General features: G+C 51.5%; 15 protein-coding genes. 7 read left to right on the plus strand and 8 right to left on the minus strand.

All coding sequences use genetic code 11. The features are described 5' to 3' along the window. Window positions 1-35: 35 nt before the first annotated feature. The 4 genes from BOW06_RS06640 to BOW06_RS06655 are packed head-to-tail and all read left to right on the plus strand — an operon-like array spanning window position 36 to window position 3,715. Window positions 36-812: a class I SAM-dependent methyltransferase gene (locus BOW06_RS06640; protein ID WP_043117532.1), complete on the plus strand. Its 777-nt coding sequence runs from the start codon at window positions 36-38 to the stop codon at window positions 810-812. After that, window positions 805-1,824, plus strand: a complete 1,020-nt coding sequence (locus tag BOW06_RS06645; RefSeq protein WP_078452965.1) for a methyltransferase — start codon at window positions 805-807, stop codon at window positions 1,822-1,824. Before BOW06_RS06640 ends, BOW06_RS06645 begins: the two co-directional genes overlap by 8 nt. Then, complete coding sequence (locus tag BOW06_RS06650; protein ID WP_043117529.1) at window positions 1,821-2,948, plus strand: zinc-dependent alcohol dehydrogenase; 1,128 nt, start codon at window positions 1,821-1,823, stop codon at window positions 2,946-2,948. Before BOW06_RS06645 ends, BOW06_RS06650 begins: the two co-directional genes overlap by 4 nt. 8 nt (window positions 2,949-2,956) lie before the next feature. Next, window positions 2,957-3,715, plus strand: coding sequence for a class I SAM-dependent methyltransferase (locus BOW06_RS06655; protein WP_078452964.1), 759 nt, complete (start codon window positions 2,957-2,959; stop codon window positions 3,713-3,715). Window positions 3,716-4,036: 321 nt separating this feature from the next. Here BOW06_RS06655 and BOW06_RS06660 read toward each other — a convergent pair whose 3' ends face one another. The 8 genes from BOW06_RS06660 to BOW06_RS06695 form a co-directional block, all read right to left on the minus strand. Next, complete coding sequence (locus BOW06_RS06660) at window positions 4,037-4,969, minus strand: ankyrin repeat domain-containing protein (protein WP_043117527.1); 933 nt, start codon at window positions 4,967-4,969, stop codon at window positions 4,037-4,039. Window positions 4,970-4,976: 7 nt separating this feature from the next. Next, entirely contained in the window at window positions 4,977-5,564 is a 588-nt protein-coding gene (locus BOW06_RS06665; RefSeq protein WP_078454544.1) for a NapC/NirT family cytochrome c, read from the minus strand. Window positions 5,565-5,783: 219 nt separating this feature from the next. Continuing rightward, window positions 5,784-8,261, minus strand: coding sequence for a glycogen/starch/alpha-glucan phosphorylase (locus BOW06_RS06670; RefSeq protein ID WP_230209667.1), 2,478 nt, complete (start codon window positions 8,259-8,261; stop codon window positions 5,784-5,786). A 101-nt stretch (window positions 8,262-8,362) separates the two neighbouring features. Then, window positions 8,363-8,860: a hydrogenase maturation protease gene (locus tag BOW06_RS06675; protein WP_043117524.1), complete on the minus strand. Its 498-nt coding sequence runs from the start codon at window positions 8,858-8,860 to the stop codon at window positions 8,363-8,365. Between the two features lie 6 nt (window positions 8,861-8,866). After that, entirely contained in the window at window positions 8,867-10,327 is a 1,461-nt protein-coding gene (locus BOW06_RS06680) for a Ni/Fe hydrogenase subunit alpha (protein WP_043117523.1), read from the minus strand. Between the two features lie 11 nt (window positions 10,328-10,338). Beyond that, a complete protein-coding gene (locus BOW06_RS06685; RefSeq protein WP_043117521.1) occupies window positions 10,339-10,878 on the minus strand; it encodes an NADH-quinone oxidoreductase subunit B family protein in 540 nt (179 codons plus the stop codon). Continuing rightward, entirely contained in the window at window positions 10,871-11,587 is a 717-nt protein-coding gene (locus BOW06_RS06690) for a 2Fe-2S iron-sulfur cluster-binding protein (protein WP_043117519.1), read from the minus strand. The genes BOW06_RS06685 and BOW06_RS06690 overlap by 8 nt, the downstream gene beginning before the upstream one ends. Continuing rightward, the gene (locus tag BOW06_RS06695; RefSeq protein ID WP_162181107.1) at window positions 11,584-13,290 is read right to left on the minus strand and encodes an NAD(P)H-dependent oxidoreductase subunit E; all 1,707 of its coding nucleotides are present in this window, start codon (window positions 13,288-13,290) and stop codon (window positions 11,584-11,586) included. The genes BOW06_RS06690 and BOW06_RS06695 overlap by 4 nt, the downstream gene beginning before the upstream one ends. A 225-nt stretch (window positions 13,291-13,515) precedes the next feature. Between BOW06_RS06695 and BOW06_RS13080 the strand changes: the two genes are divergently transcribed. From BOW06_RS13080 to mazG, 3 genes are all read left to right on the plus strand, one after another. Then, window positions 13,516-14,511 (plus strand): hypothetical protein, encoded by a 996-nt coding sequence (locus BOW06_RS13080; RefSeq protein ID WP_078454988.1) that lies wholly within the window; start codon window positions 13,516-13,518, stop codon window positions 14,509-14,511. A 48-nt stretch (window positions 14,512-14,559) separates the two neighbouring features. After that, window positions 14,560-15,840, plus strand: coding sequence for a DUF1835 domain-containing protein (locus BOW06_RS06705; RefSeq protein ID WP_078462835.1), 1,281 nt, complete (start codon window positions 14,560-14,562; stop codon window positions 15,838-15,840). A gap of 112 nt (window positions 15,841-15,952) precedes the next feature. Continuing rightward, the gene (mazG, locus tag BOW06_RS06710) at window positions 15,953-16,741 is read left to right on the plus strand and encodes a nucleoside triphosphate pyrophosphohydrolase (RefSeq protein WP_043117518.1); all 789 of its coding nucleotides are present in this window, start codon (window positions 15,953-15,955) and stop codon (window positions 16,739-16,741) included. Window positions 16,742-16,755: the final 14 nt, after the last annotated feature.

Genomic DNA, 16,755 nt, shown 5'->3' on the forward strand with positions numbered 1-16,755 from the left:
GAGCCGCCGGTTTTTGGCATCAAATTGGCCCTCCATTGCGACCAGTTGCTGAAGACGTTGCTCTCTTTGAAAACGCAATCAAGGCGGCCTCCACAGGGCAATCTGCCGGGTCACTGCGTGGCTTGATACTTGGGGTAACTCCGGAACTGTACAGTCTGCCATGGCCGGCAGGCTCGGAAGTGCGAGCAGCTGACCGTACCGCGGAAATGATCGAATATGTCTGGCCGGGATCAACCTCCATGGTGTTTCAGTCGGACTGGCGAGAGATTGACTCTCCGGATGCCTCCTTTAATATCATCCTGTGTGACGGTGGCTGGCACCTTCTTGATTACCCGCAGGAACAAGCTCAGCTGGCCCATCAGTTAGCGAGGATGTTAATACCTGGAGGGCTGTTCGCTGTACGTCTGTTTGTAACGCCTGTCGTGCCTGAACATCCGGATGAAGTACTCAAAGAACTGTTCAGCGGGACTATCCCGAATCTTAACCAACTCAAGCTGCGCCTGGGTATGGCCATGCAGACCAGTGCGGAGAAGGGCGTGGCACTGCATGATATCTGGACTCAACTGAACCGGCTCGAGGCTGACTGGTCACACCTGGCAGAGCGCCTGGGTTGGCCTCTTGAGCACCTGGAGGCCATAGAGGCCTATCATGATACGTCAGCCCGCTACCACTTTGTCACTGTTGAACAGGTGATCGAGCAGCTTTGTCGTGCTAGCGGAGGGAGTTTCCAGCTCGAAGATATGAGCACACCTGCCTACCCCATGGGAGGGCAATGCCCAACCCTTCTGTTTCGTCGACAAGCTGATGACTGATACTAACCAGGCAAATTCATCGGAGCGTCTGGCTACCATGATCAATGGTTATCAGGCTGGTGCTTTGCTCTATACCGCAGTCAAACTGGATCTGCCGGACCGCCTCCTGGTTCCTGTTACTGCCACTGACCTGGCCCACGAACTGGATCTGCGCGTCTCGGAACTGGAGCGCTTTCTACATGCTTTGGCCGGCCTGGATATCTGTGTACAAACTGCGCCTGAAACCTACGTTCTTACCGACACGGGACAGCTGCTGCTGAGAGAGTCGGACTCGCCACTACGCGAACAGGCAGTGCTGGCGGTGGAACAGTACTGGTCTTCCTGGACTGCCCTCAGTCATTCCCTCGTCACCGGGCAGACCGGTTTTCAGCACGCCACCGGCGTGGACGCGTGGGAATATCGTCGTGATCACCCAGAACAAGGGGCTTTGTTTCAGGATTGGCTGGCCAAGGAAACGCGAGCTATTGCTGCTGATATCATCGCCTGCCTGGACCTTTCTGATGTTACAACTGCAGTTGATATCGCTGCTGGCGGTGGGACCCTGGCGGCAGCCATGTTGGCGACTAATCCGCAACTCACAGTGACACTCTTCGATTTGCCCCATGTCATCGAGCACACGCGCCATGAACTGGATTTGCCACCAGGGCAGGAATCCCGCTGTCATTGGACCGGAGGTGACTTTTTCTCTGCCGTACCGGGTGACGCTGAACTCTACCTGCTCAAGAGCGTGCTTCACGACTGGGATTCTGAAAAATGCCTGGAGATTCTCGGGCACTGCCGGACTGCCATGCCTGGCGATGCGCGTCTCCTGGTTATTGAACGCCTGCTTTCAGAGGACCCTGTCAGTGATACCCTGGTAGCCAGGTTGGATATTCACATGATGGCGGTGAACGGTGGCCGGGAGCGACGCCTGGTCGAGTACAGAGATCTACTCGATCGGAGTGGATTCAGCTTGCACTCTGTGAGCAACAGCAAATCCGGCTTCACTATCCTTGAGGCAGTTCCCTCATGACAATATCTTCAGATACTCGTGTAGTGGTTCTTCATGCCGAGGATGCCCCTATGCCTGGTGTGGCATCCCCTGGAACCCATCAACGCTACCGTCAACCACATCTGAGTCTGGAGGAACGTCGCCTGGGACAGCTGGCGGATCACAACGTCCGCGTCGAGATGATGTACGCAGGTGTTTGCGGAACTGACCTGCATCTTGTGCAGACCGATTCTGAGACCGGCTACGTGTTGACCTCAGCGCCAGCCTCGATCCCGGCCCGGGGGCGTATTCTCGGTCACGAGGGTGTTGGCCGGGTTGTTGAAACAGGTAACTCGGTGCAATACCTGCGCCCCGGAGATGTGGTTGCTTTTGAGTCAATTCACGTCTGCCGACAATGCCGACCATGTCTGCGCGGAAACTACAACCAGTGCCACGAAGCAACCCTGGTTGGCATGCAAGAGGAGGGACTGTTTGGCACTATTGTCGACTTGCCGGCAGCGCTGGCTCACGATGTAAGTGCAATCAGTGACAGTGATGCCGGTCTGCGCGCAGCTGCTTGCCTGGAGCCTGCCGGGGTTGCATTGCTGGCCTGTGAGAGCCTTCCGATACGAGCCGGTGATCGTGTCCTGGTGTGTGGTGGTGGTCCCATTGGAATTTACTGCGCGATGCTTTGTTGTCTTGCGTTCCACGCTTCTGAAGTGATACTGATCGAGCCGATAGCAGCGCGCCGCAAGGTTGCACAGTCATGGTGTACAACTTTTCCTGATATCCACTCCTGGCTGGAGATGGACGGGATGGATATCGATGTGCTGATTGAGGCTTCAGGCAGTCTAGACAACGTGCGCCTGGCCTTCCCGCGTATAGCAGCGAATGGCCGGGTAAGTCTGCTGGCTCGTGGCGGAATGCCCTTGCATATCGATACGGTTGATCACATGATCACACAAGCGATATCAATCCACGGATCACGTGGTCACCTTGGAGGTCTGTTTCCCCGCGTGATGGATCTGTACCAGGCAGGCCTTATGCCACTCGATGCGATTGTGACCGGAGTATTGCCTGGTATCGAAGCGCTGCACGCAGCACTGCTTGCCCCGGGTGACATCGCAAAGAATCATTGCAAGGTTCTTGCTCGTCTGGGTGATTAGCTGACACCATGGCCGACACGACTCCCACCACCATCACCTTGCATTCCGCCCAGGCGCGTTACTATCGCTACCGAACTCCTTATCTACCACGTTTGTTTTCCCGGCTGGCGCAACGGTTAGATTTGACCGCAGAGTCGACACTACTGGATCTCTGCTGCGGCAGCGGTGAGGTGGCAACTGGCTGCATACGCCATTGCGGTCATATCTATGCTGTTGATGGCTCAGCTGAAATGCTGGCTCAGGCACCTCGGGCAGAACGCATCGATTACATACAGGCCGATGTAAACGACGAGGCCTACAAGGCACCGGAACTGGTGGACCATATCATTATCGGTCGTGCAATCCACTGGGTTGAAGCGGACAGCCTGGCGAGGCTCGCTCGTGCAAACCTGAAAGAGGACGGCCGAATTATCATCTGCTCAACCTGCTGGGGTACAGAAGCAGCCTGGTTCGCTGACTACCAACGCTTGACTACACCTTACAAGGGAGGGCTGGGCCAACGGCAAATTGATACCACTGGTGCTGGCACATTGGCGTCGATTGGATTCAGTGCAGAGGATCAACTCAGGGTAGGACGGAGGCTACTAGTCGATATTGATTACCTGATCGGGCATGCTATGGCGACTACTTACGGTGATCGGCAGATTGCTCTTGCCAATGATTTTGATAATTTCAGTCAGCGCATGCGCACCACCCTTTCACCGCACCTGGTAGATGGCAGGCTCGCAATGGATGTTACCAGTTGGGCAATTGTCTACTGCCGCTAACGGTTCTGTCAGTAACAGTCATTCCAAATCACATAATACTCGGTGAGATCACACTGGATTAGTATTCAATCTAATCAAGCGAGGATGATGAGAAAAAGCAGGTGTGAATATTAAAAGGGTGATTAGCCTGACACGTTTCCGTTTACGGTATCTGAAGCAGCCTGTCTCTGCTGGTCAAGATAATCTTCATAGATTCGCCTTGCCAGTTCTTCACTTGCTTTTGAAAAATATTCGGCGCTCATCGATTGTTGCGGGGCATCGAATATCAAATGCACACCAGAGGATGAGAATGGTGAGAAGCTTGCAAGCAGGTAACCGGTATCAGTCGGAAAGGAGAGTCATGACAGCGATGTCACCCCGCATCCTTGCATAATCGAGCGCTGTCGAGCCGTTAGTATCCGTCAGGGTTTTATCAGCTCCGTGTTTCAGCAGGTACTGTACCGCCTCGAGATGGCTGCCGTTAGCGCTCTCGGTGAGCGCGGTCCACCCCTCGTCATTGATTGAGTTGATGTCGATACCTTGCTGAAGCAGTTCCGCGATGACCTTGGTGTGGCCAAACTCTGCTGCCCAGTGTAATGCAGTCGCTCCGTCGAGGTCTTTCTGGTGTGCATCTGCGCCTGAGGCGAGAAGTTGCTGGACGATATCCGGGTGTCCCTTGGCCGCGGTCTTCATTAATGCCGATGCACCATAGATATCTTGCTGGTTAACATTGGCCTGTGCGAATAGCAGGGAACTGACAGCGTCTGAATGCCCCTTTTCTGAAGCCAGCATGAGAGGTGTGTACCCTTTATTATTCTTAGAATTCGGATTTGCTCCTCTCTCAAGAAGTATCTGGATGATCTTGAGTTGATTTTTCTCAGCAGCCTTGTGCAGGGCTGTCGCTCCGGTACGGGTTGGAGAGTTGACGTCAGCGCCATGCTCGATCAGCAGGTTGGTCATTTCAATATGACTGCCGCTGGCTGCACAGAAAAGCGCTGTCCAGCCATCATCGGTCCTGGAGTGGATATTTGCACCCTTGCCGAGAAGCAATTTAGCCGCTTCCATGTGATCCTCTGTAGCGGCAAACATCAGGGGTGTCTGCATCCCTTTTGATGTTGCGTTGACATTTGCACCTTGCTCGAGAAGTTCCTCAATCTTGGACAGGTTTCCCGCTTCCGTGGCATCTATGAGTTTTGCTCCCAGGCCATCTGAACCCATGGCAGCAGATACTGTGAAGAGGGTGATGCATAATGCATAGAGAAATTGCCTTGTCATGATCGTATTACTCCTTCTCTACCTGTGCGATTTCTTTGGGCTCTTCCGGTTCCTTGTGAGCGATGCCGGTATGACAATCAATGCAGGTTTGACCTCGTTCAAGGGCGCGCTCATGGCGCTTGCGTGCATAGCGACCCTGCTCACTCATATCCATCGTGTTGAAAGTATGGCAGTTGCGGCATTCGCGTGAATCGGTTGCCCTCATCGAATCCCAGACACGGTTTGCCATCGTCCAGCGGTGCTCCTCGAATTTATCCACTGTATCGATGGTTCCAAGTACCTTGTGAACAATCTCCTTGTAAGCCTTGATCTTTCTGATGACTTTGTAGGTCCACTCTTTCGGGACATGGCAGTCTGCGCAGGTTGCCTGTACGCCCGCCGCATTTTTAAAGTGAATGGTTTCCCTGTATTCCTGGTAAACAGTGTCTTTCATTTCGTGGCAGGAGATACAGAACTCCATTTTGTTTGTCCACTCCATACCTGTATTCAGGGCGCCCCAGAAGAGAATGCCAATAACGAAAAAGACAGATGCAATTTTGAGCGGAATGGATGCTATTAACCTGGATAATTTTGATTTGTTTTTTGTTTCGGGCATCTCTCTGGCTCCTCCTCATGTATGAATCAGGCATCCTGTCCTAAGGTTCCTGATCGTGGTGTACAGAAAACAGTTACCAAGGCATCATGCTGGCGCCTTGCCTGATTCTTATTATTCTTCTAACTATAAGAGAGGTTTATAATAATTACCAGAGAATCTTTACGGTAATAAGGTAATAAGATAACTGGTATTAACAGGTGAGAGCACCTGTTTGCAGGGTTAGATTTCCACTGGAACGGGATCTATTCCCCAGATATTGTCACAATAATCCTGGATCGAACGATCTGAGGAGAACTTGCCGGAACGGGCAACATTCAAAATCGACATCCTGGTCCAGCGAGACTGATCAAGGTAAGCGGCCGAAACAGATTCCTGGCACGAAATATAGGAGGCGTAGTCTGCCAGCAGCATATATGGATCGTCTGACACCAGGTTATCGACCAATGGTTTGAAGAGTTCGGTGTCACCGTGTGAGAAATAGCCGCTGCGTATGAGTTCGAGTGCTTCGGATAGCTCTTCATTTTCCTGCAGGTATTTACCCGGTTGATAACCCTCGTTGCGGATCGCTTCCACCTGGTCAATCGTATTGCCGAACAGAAAAAAGTTCTCATGCCCGACTTCGTCGCGAATCTCGATATTTGCTCCATCAAGGGTGCCGATGGTCAATGCACCATTCATGGTGAACTTCATGTTGCTGGTACCCGAGGCTTCCATGCCGGCAAGTGAAATCTGCTCCGAGAGGTCGGCCGCCGGGTATATGTTCTGGGCGCGCTTGACGTTGAAGTTCGGGCAGAAGACGACTCTCAGCAGGTCGCGGGAGACCGGATCGCGATTGACAACTTCCGCGATCGAGGTAATGAATTTAATGAGGAGTTTTGCCATCTTATAGCCAGGCGCAGCCTTGCCGCCAAACATAAAGGTGCGAGGTACCATTTTGTAATGAGGATCATCTTTAATGCGATTATAGAGTGTGATGATATGTAGTGCGTTGAGGTGCTGGCGCTTGTATTCGTGGATACGTTTTACCTGGATGTCATAGATGGAAGCCGGGTCAAGAGAGATCCCTGTGCACTCTTTAACATAGACTGAGAGTTGCTGCTTTGCTCTCATCTTTACTGCCTGCCACTGATCCTGAAAGTTCGAGTCTTCACAATATTTTTCAAGGCAATGGAGTCGGTCCATGTGGCAAATCCAGTCATCATCACCCAGTCTACTCGTGATCAGGTCGGTCAGGGGAGGGTTGCTCTGTACCAGGAATCGGCGTGGTGTCACTCCGTTTGTCACGTTGAAAAATTTTTCCGGTGAGAGATCATAGAAGTCTTTAAGCGTTGTTTTCTTAATGAGTTCACTGTGCAGTTCTGCGACCCCGTTGATACGGCTGCTCCCGATACAGGCGATATGTGCCATCCTGACATATCGATTTCCAGATTCGTCAATAATAGAGAGTCGTGCAATCTTTTCACTGTCACCATGGAATTTCAGGCGTACATCGTCAAGATGCATTTGATTCACTTCGTAGATAAGTTCCATGTGTCTTGGCAGGAGAGACTGAAACAGTTCTACAGGCCATTTCTCAAGCGCTTCGGGTAACAGCGTGTGATTCGTGTAGCAGAAAGTGTGTTTGGTGACATGCCAGGCGTCATCCCACTCCAGGTGATGTACATCGAGAAGCAGGCGTAAAAGTTCGATTACCGCGATTGCTGGATGTGTGTCGTTCAGCTGGATGACAAATTTATTGTGGAAGTGCTTCAGATCATCGTCAGAAGTATCAAGATAGATCCCGATCATATCCTGCAGTGAGCAGGAGGAGAAAAAGAACTGCTGGCGCAGGCGCAACTCTTTTCCTGCCGCTTGTTCATCATTCGGATAGAGCACCTTGGTCAGGGTTTCCGAGTGTATTTTGCACTCAACCGCAGCGTAGTAGTCGCCCTTGTTGAATGCCTTGAAATTGAATGACTCCACAGCCTCTGAACGCCACAGGCGCAACAGGTTTGCGTTGCCTACGCGGTAACCGGGAATCGGTGTATCGTAAGCAACACCAGAAATGACCTCATGTGGTACCCAGCGGGTTCGCTGGTGCCCATCATCCTTGTATTGTTCAGTGTGACCGCCAAAGAGCACAGGCATTGTCAGCTTTGGCCGCCGTATTTCCCACGGGTTGCCCGGGTGCAGCCACTTATCGGTTGATTCGATCTGCCAGCCGTCAACGATGCTCTGGTTGAAAATCCCGTGCTCGTATCGAATGCCGTAGCCGATAGCTGGCAACTGCAGTGTCACAAGTGAATCCATGTAGCAGGCAGCCAGCCTGCCCAATCCGCCGTTGCCAAGACCGGGTTCTTCCTCCTGAACGACCAGTGAGTCGAGATCAATGCCCAGCTCTGCTGTCATTGTTCTTACGTTCTCAATGATGCCAAGGTTAATCATGTTGTTAACCAGGTGAGGACCAGGAAGATATTCAGCAGAAAAATAGCAAACACTACGTGCTTTATCGTGTTTGAAAGTCTTGGATGACTGGTTGAACCTGTGGAGCAGGCGATCGCGTACTGTATAGGCGAGAGCCATGTACAGATCATTAGATGTTGCCACGTCGAGGTTGCGTCCGCGTATATAAAACAGGTTATCAAGAAAAGCGCGCTTCAGTGCATCGACACTATGACCAGTGCGAGTATGCTCTCGATCTACCGCTGTTTCACTCACTTGATATATCCTCACAACCTGCAGATGAGTATAACTCTGCTATCAGTATGCAATTAGAATGCTACAGCTTTATGCATTGTCTGTCATTGTGTCGAAATTAGTCACGCCGGCTCTCCTGCTGATTCAGTAATCTCTTTTATCAGCTGCTTTTTCAGGAATTCAACAGCCAGTGCCAGGTTGTCAGTGGCCTGTTGAGTCAATGCTTCACGAATTGAAAAGTCATAACCGCGAATCGACATGAAGTAAGTGAGCGGTGGTGGTTCCGCATACATATCGATAAAGGTTTTCAAGAGGGCGCCGGGGGTGACTGCATGAGTTGTAAAGCTGCTGTTTTCTTCAGGCTCGACTCTGATGAAATCTATAGCGGAGTTGATGCCGGCACTTGCATCGATAAAGATCACAAGATCCCGTTCCCGCAGATCCATGATGAGCTCAGCTTGCAGTTGATGTTCATGGAGTAAGTCGACAGGCAGCTCCTGTTGTCTAATCCATGGACGGATATTTTCCAACAGCATGGGGCCAAGGGCGTCATCTCCCCTGGCAAGATTGCCATACCCGAGTAGCAGGATGGGTGTAATGCTGTTCTCTTCCTGTAACATGATGCGCTATTTTTCCCGCCTGTCGATAAGCTTGCCATTGCTGTCGAGAAGCGAGATCTCCAGCGGCATTTTTCCAATGGCGTGGGTAGCGCAGGAGAGGCAGGGGTCATATGCACGGATCGCAACTTCGACCTGGTTAAGCAGTGGCTCGGTTAACTCTCGACCACCCAGGTAGTTGATTGCCACCTGTCGAATCGACTCATTCATCGCCTGGTTGTTATTCGTTGTGGGAACCATCAGCTTGGCCTTCTCAACCAGGCCCTCCTGGTTGATCCTGTAGTGGTGCAGCAGTGTACCTCGTGGCGCTTCTATTACACCGATGCCTTCCTGTTGCATCTCACCTTTAACAACGAGATCGGAACCAAGGATGTCACTGTCATGCAGCAGCTCGTTGAGAACTTCCACGCAGTGCAGTAGCTCGATCAGTCGTGCCCAGTGATATGCAAGCGTAGCATGCGCTGGTTGGCCTGCTCCCAGCTTGAGGAATTCCTGTCTCTGAGCTTCTGCGAGAGGCGTTGAGATCAGGTCACAGTTATTGATACGAGCTAGCGGACCGACCTGGTACCAGCCGTTATCTTTACCAAGCGAAGAGATAAAGGGGAACTTCATGTAGCTCCAGGATTTGACCTCCTCCTGCAGATAGTTGCCGTAGTTGCGGTAATCGACATGATCGAAAATTGTGTTGCCGGTAGAGTCATGTGCCCTCAACCCGCCATCATAGAGTTCCAATGCACCATTGGGGCGAGTGAGGCTGACACTGTTCGTTTTGAGTGCGGCAAATGACTGGTGGTAATCAAATGCCTGGTAGTAGAGCTTTTTAATCAGCTCGACAGATGATTGTGCTGCAGTGAGAACCTCATCCATGTCTCCAAGGAGATAATCTCTTTCCTCGATAGAGAGTGACTTGTTCACACCACCAGGTACGGCACATGCACCATGGATTCTTTTTCCCATGGTGAGGCGTATGACCTCCTGCCCGAACTTGCGAAGCAGGATGCCCTGCCGTGCAATTTCCGGTTCATCCTCGATAACACCGACAATGTTACGGTGTTCAATAGCGTCGTCATGGCCGAACAACAGGTCGGGTGATGAGAGGTAGAAAAAGTGCAGTGCATGGGATTGCATCACTTGCCCGTAATGCGCCAGTCTCCTGATCTTGTCAGCAGTAGGAGTGACTTGTGAAACGCCGGATAGCATGTCGATTGCTTTCGATGCTGCGAGATGATGGCTTACGGGACAGATTCCACACAGGCGTTGCACAACAACCGGAAGCTCCCAGTAGGGGCGCCCCTGGATGAATTTCTCAAAGCCGCGAAATTCAGTGATATGCAGGCGTGCCTGCTTTACGTGATTATCATCGTCCAGTAGCAGCGTGACTTTACCGTGTCCCTCAATTCGAGTGACAGGTTCAACCACGACTCGGCGGAGCTTGTCGGGATTGTCAGCTGTTTCAAGGTCAGATGCCATGCTATCACCAACTAGTCGTAACGAATTTGCGCATAAGGGATCTCCACGGATTTGCCCTCGATAATCCGCGCCAGAAAATCATATATGACTTCGGCGGGCGGCGGGCAGCCGGGAATGAAGTAGTCGATTTTCACCAGTTCATGTAGTGGTTGTACCTTGTTGAGCAGAGGTGGTAATTCCGGATCATCAGGAACTCCCGGGTTCACAATCCCGGCACCGTTGACAAAAGATTCATCAAGACATGCCTTGAGGTCAAACTGGTTGCGCATTGCCGGAACACCACCGTTGAGGGCGCAGGCGCCAAGCGAGACAAGGATGCTGCAGTTATCACGGAACATCTGCAGCACCTCGATGTTTTCCGTGTTTGCCGCACCACCTTCAATGATACCAATATCGCATGTGCCGACAGTTTTGATATCAGTCAGCGGGCTGCGATCAAATTCAACCAGTTGCACAAGATCCATGATACGCGCATCGATATCGAGCAGAGACATGTGACAGCCAAAGCAGCCGGCAAGTGATGTCGTAGCAACTTTCAGTTTTTCACTCATCACTCTTCCTGTTTGACTTCAGGTCTGCGTCATCAATTGCAGAGATGTCATAGCGACGCTCACCGATCGGCAACTCGTATCCCTTGTGTTTCGGCAATATTGCGCCGACAGGACAGATAGCTGCTGCCTTGTCAGTCACCTCGAAGAGGCTGTCACCAAGTTTTCCATTCTCCGAATTGATAACAAGAGACGTCTCGATGCCCCGACCGCTGAGTGAAAATACCCGCTTGCCATCCGTGTCACGACTGGCGCGTACACAGAGTTCACACAGGATGCAGCGATTGAAGTCGATGATCATGTCAGGATGGCTTGCATCAAGTCTGCCGGGTGGATTGAATTGGGTATAACGTGGCGTCAGCAGTCCGACGTGATAAGCCACTGCCTGTAGTTTGCAAGAACCGCTTTTTTCACAAACCGGGCAGATGTGTACGCCTTCTGCAAACAGCATTGCAACCAGTTCCCGGCGAATCGTATTGATAGACTCTGTATTGCTTTCCACTACCGATCCATCGACTGCAGGTTGTGTGCATGCCGAAATATTTCTACCGTCGAGCGATACCAGGCAGAGGCGGCAGCTTCCGTGAGGTGTAAAACCGGGTTCATGGCAGAGATGAGGGATGTATTCGCCTGCATTCAAGGCAGCGTCCATGATGGTATCGCCCTCTTTGAAGGGGATGCTCTTTCCATCAAGGGTGAATGACATCTTCATCTTTTCTCACCCTGGTGCGTGAAAAGATCGGGTGCTTGCTGCATTGCCTGCATGATCGGTCTTGAGGCGGTGTGTCCCAGTCCACATCGACTGGAGCTGTTCATGACCTCTGCAATGATATCCAGCTGCTCATAATCCTGCCGTGTCGCATTGCCATGATGGGCTTTATTGACCAGGTCCCTGATCAGGGATGTGCCTACCCTGCAAGGAGTGCAGAAGCCACAGCTTTCATGAGCGAAAAAATCACTGAAATATTGCACCACATCCAGAAGGCTTCTGCTTTTATTGAAAATCATGAATGACCCACCCGCCGGGAGATCTTCGTAACAGAGTCTCCTGTCGAAGCTGTCTTCAAGAACCAGGTTTCCAGCCGGTCCGGTGACCTGAACCGCCCGGGTTTCTGTTGCTCCACATGCATCAAGCAGTTCCCTGATTGTCAGGCCGAACGGGAACTCATAGATTCCCGGGTGCTGGCAGTCTCCGCTGATACTGAACAGCTTGGTGCCGATAGACTCAGTTGTGCCTCGGGTTGCAAACCAGTCGCCACCTCTTGTTGCAATCCATGATGCCACGAAGAAGGTCGCAACATTGTTAACCACGCTTGGTTTGCCAAGGTAACCTTCAGAAATAGGGTAGGGAGGACGATTTCTCGGGATGCCGCGCTTACCTTCAAGCGATTCGATAAGTGCGCTCTCTTCACCACAGATGTAGGCACCGGCACCCAGGTGTATTTCGATATCGAAATCTGCACCATCATGGGCAAGAATGCTTTTTCCAAGCAGCCCCTCTGTGCGTCGCCTGGTGAGGCTTTCTTCGAGGTGCTGTTTCAGGTAGCGGTATTCGCTGCGCAGATAGATCAGACCTTTTTGCGCACCCGTAATGAGTCCGCACAGGGTGATGCCTTCAATGAGTGCATCGGCATTGGTTTCTAGCAGAAACCTGTCCTTGAATGAGCCTGGTTCCCCTTCATCGGCATTACAGATGACATAGCGTTCACTGGCATCGGTGTCACGGCACATCTTCCACTTTTGCGCAGTTTGGAAGCCGGCCCCGCCTCTGCCGCGCAGTCCTGATATTGTCAGTTCTTCCAGCAGTTTTTGCGCGCCGGTTTCAAACAGCTGTGACAGGGCGCTGCCTGATTCGAAAGAGTCGGAAAGCAAGAGATCACAACGATGAACATTGCTTGAGACATGGAAGAGGTTAGATGGCCACTCTGTTACTGGTACGCTGTTATCAACCAGCTCGGCAATCCGGTCAATGCGTTGTGGATCCAGCTTGGTCAGAGGGTAGCCATTGACGAGTGCTGCAGGTGCATGATCTGCCATGCCGATACATGAGGTCGTTGACACTGTAACCCGTCCGTCTGCACGTGGTTCGGCCAGGGAGACTCCAAGCCGTTTACGCAGGTTTTGGATCAACGCCTCGCTGCCCGACATGCGGTCGATAATGTTGTCGCTGAAGTGGATTTGATAATCGCCCTGTGGAACTGGATAGAGGAAACTGTAGAACGCTATGACTCCACGAATTTCGCTTGCGGGAAGTCCAAGTTGGTTTGCAAGCCTCAGGATTGCCTTGCCTGGCACATATGAATATTGCTGCTGAATCTCAACAAGAAGCTGGAGCAGGTGGTCTGCTCTCTTGTTCGTTGACAACACCAGACTGTCGACGAATGGGATGACGTTCTCTGTATCAGATCTGGGCATATTGGTAGCCGAGTGCATCACTCTCTTAATACTACCAACTTTAAATGCTGGTTGCCTTAATCCTTCATCTCTTGTGAATAATTTGTTGCAAAGAGTACCCCGATGTTGAATAGCGCCCATATTAGGACTAGGGTTAGAAATATATGACAGGTGGTATGGAACTGTCTGAAACAGTCAGCCTGCCGCTATAAGAACCAATATGGCAATACGCTAATGGAGAAGAAAATGAAAACTATTCAGTATCTTGTTTTCCTGGTTGCAGTACTCTGGTCTGCTTCTGCCTGGTCACAGAACCTGGCTGGTGAATACAATATCAAGGTGACAGGTTCCAATGTTCACCTGCATAAAAGCCCGGCCCAATCTTCAGTCAATGCGAATACCACCCTCAAGATTACGCAGAATGGAAGTCGCATTACGATGACCTTTGGAGGCTTCGGCGGTGTTTCAGCCGCTACGATTTTCAAAGGTGATGTTGGCAACAACCGCTTTTCTGCTGTCTGGTGGTACAAGGGTTACCCGCATGAAACCAAGGTGGTGTGGGGCACGGTCAATGGCAACAAGATTAAAGGACGTATGATCTACCCGCGTGTTTCAGGCCGCCAGGGCCTGGTGCCAGGGTGGGTTGATGTGAGTTTCAGTGGTAACAAGAAGCTGGTGATCAATCCCGGCGTAATTGGTGGTATCAAGCCGGTTGTTCCGGTCATCCCTGTCACTCCGATCAAACCGGTTAAGCCGGTGATTCCGGTTATTCCCGGTCTTGCTCCGGTACTTGCAGAGGATTGCCTCTCATTCAATCCTGACAAGGTGAAGGTTGAGGATGAAGGAGATGGTACCTACCTGCTGACAGATGGACACAGCAGAATGAAGGTCTTCCCCAACAAGAAGGAGGCCCGCAGGGCGAAGAAAGTCATCCGTCATTACAGGCTCAACAAGCACTGTTTTATCGGCAGGCCGGACCCATCTTTGGAGTACTGGCTGAAAGGTAGCAAGGCTCCTAAAGGCGGCTTGAAGCATGATGATTGCATAAAGTTCAATCCATCTAACCTGACATTGAAAAAAGAGGGAAGCAGGTGGCTGCTGAGGGATGGTTCACACCGCATGCACATGTTTTCGAACAAGAAAGAGGCGAATACGGCGCTTGCTTTTATCAAGAAATACGGTTTCAAGCGAACCTGTTATATCGGTCGTCCTGATCCATCGATGACCTATTTCAGAAAGTAGTGGTCACATAAACCCCTTGCCTCACGGCAAGGGGTATCCATCGCTTGAATGATATTGAATCTTGCGGCCTTGCGTGCCGGTTTTACCTCTACTCCGCCTCTGCTTTCGTATCGTTTTGATAAGGGTGACCCGCGTCGTCTTCAAGCCCTCACACTGGAACAGCAGAAAGAGCGGGCAAAGGCGCGATTGCAGGAGTGGAACTCGTCTGTTGAATCAGAACAACCGTTACGCGAATTCGATGAAGCGCAACAGGTCATTGCCAACGAGTATGGCTTTGACGATTGGGAGCAGCTGACAAGCCACATCGGGAAAAGTGAAATCGCCAGCAAGGCGATGCAAGCTGCTAATCCAGATGCGCTTGATGGGAATGAGCGGGTGCTGCATATCCGCTGTGGAACAGATATTCAGAACACACTGGCAGTCGCAGGATTCAATGGTGATTATTTGCCTTTCTACGACCCGTACGTTCATGGTCCGGTGCCGCAGACTGATTTACTTGATGAGTTTATCCAGGTTCGGGCCAACTACATCAGTAGCGGTATTCATCCTGACTATGAGTTGGTCCTCAATGATCTTCGTCAGCAGTATTCCTCTCTTGAACTGTCTCATAATTATGATGCGGTCTATCTCTGGTTTGAATACGACTCCTTCGATCAGTTGATTCTTGCCAGGCTGCTTGATTTCTTCAGCGAAGTCAGTCGCCGTCCTGCCAGCCTGAAGTTGATCAGTGTCGATCATTATCCGGGTGTGGAGATCTTTAATGGTATCGGTCAACTGCCACCGCAGGCGCTGCGGGTTTTATGGACAGAGTTCAGTGATGTCACCCCTGAGCAACTGGTATTGGGAAAACGTGCATGGGCAGCAGTCAGATCTTCCTGTCCGGATGCTTTGCGTGTATTGATTGCATCAGGAACCACGCCGCTACCCACCATGGCCATCGCATTGGACCGTCATCTCAGGCAACTCCCCTCGAAACACAATGGTCTCAACCTTTCAGAAAACCTGACACTTCGCATCCTTGATGAAAAGGGTAGTATGAATGCTGCTTGCCTGTTCGGCTGGTATACCAACCATTATGAACCGCTCACCTTTATGGGTGACACGGGCTACTGGCAACTACTCGAAGAGTTGGCAAATGGCGACAGGCCAGCGGTCACAATGGATAGAGAGGGAGAGCAGCCGAATCAGTGGCAGGTGACATTGAGTGACACAGGTCGTCAGTTACTGGCTGATGAAGTCGATTGGGTTGAACTTAACGGTATCGATCGGTGGGTAGGTGGTATCCATCTCGATAGCCAAAAAGGGCAAGTCCCCAGGTGGTCTGAATAACAAAACCGGTACCCTGATCAACCTGGTTCTGATCCAGTCACAGTCTACTTGTCTCAATGTTATGCTATGGCTGTTTATGTAATGAGTGCCAGGATTCCAATCCAAAGTGACAATGAAGAGTATAGAAGATCTGATCGAGCTGATGGCGCGCCTGCGCGACCCCGAGAATGGCTGTCCGTGGGATCAGGAGCAAACCTTTGCCACCATTGCGCCATATACCATCGAAGAGGCCTACGAGGTTGCCGATTCGATTCATCATAATGATATGGAAGGTCTGAAGTCGGAGCTTGGTGACCTGTTGTTCCAGGTGGTATTCCATGCACGCATGGCGGAGGAGCAGGGCGCGTTTAATTTCAGTGATGTCGTTACCGGTATCGTTGACAAGATGGAGCGTCGCCATCCACACGTATTTGGTGATGCGGTAGTCGGCTCCGTCGATGAGCAGAGTGAGGAGTGGGAGAAGATCAAGTCAGCCGAGAAGGGCGGGGCAGCCAGTGCCCTCGATGGCGTAACGCTTGCGCTGCCTTCACTGGTACGTGCCGAGAAGTTACAGCGCCGTGCATCCAGGGTGGGTTTTGACTGGCCTGATATCTCCGGTGCCATCGACAAGTGCCACGAGGAGCTTGATGAAATAAAGGAAGCATTGCCAAGCGGTGATGCGGCGGCGATTGAGTCCGAGATTGGCGACATGCTGTTTGCTGTTGTTAACGTGGCACGTTTCGCTGCAGTCGATGCCGAGATGGCACTGGCTGATTGCAATCGGCGGTTTACACGGCGCTTTCAGTCCGTTGAGGCACAGGCGGTTGATGCCGGAAAGAAGCTCGAAGAGTTTTCCTTGCAGGAGCTGGATTCCATGTGGGAAGAGGCCAAGCGTCGTGAGCGTGCCGATGATAGTATGTAAGTGTAATTAAACTG

It is taken from the genome of Solemya velum gill symbiont (assembly GCF_002020255.1).
Taxonomy (GTDB): Bacteria; Pseudomonadota; Gammaproteobacteria; order Chromatiales; family Chromatiaceae.